Annotated in this window: 1 protein-coding gene; it reads right to left on the reverse strand. The window is 39.7% G+C overall.

Features of this window, described 5'->3' with window-relative positions; genetic code table 11:
• A partial coding sequence (locus tag ACH5TW_RS15955) for a hypothetical protein (protein ID WP_439334452.1) occupies positions 1-282 on the reverse strand: 282 nt, incomplete at both ends.

The following is a 282-nucleotide window of genomic DNA, read 5'->3' on the forward strand; positions in this document are numbered from 1 at the left end:
CGTTACATTATAAGTTACACTCGTATTACCACCCTCACATAAAGCAGGAGTAGTAAGTACACTAATATCTGTAGCTTGCGGATCACAACCACCAGTTACACTAAACCCAGCAATCCAATTAGCAAAGGCTGTATCTAACGCCGCTTGATCATCAAAGTCACAAGCATTCACAGTAAGATCTTGAACATCACTAATTGTTAACGCATCAGCAGGAGTTACTGTAAATGTAGCTGTATCTTGACCAGACTCACATAAGTCCGTTACATTATAAGTTACACTCGT

Origin of the sequence: Thalassobellus sediminis, from assembly GCF_044386045.1 — a bacterium.
Classification (GTDB): Bacteria; Bacteroidota; Bacteroidia; order Flavobacteriales; family Flavobacteriaceae; genus Thalassobellus; species Thalassobellus sediminis.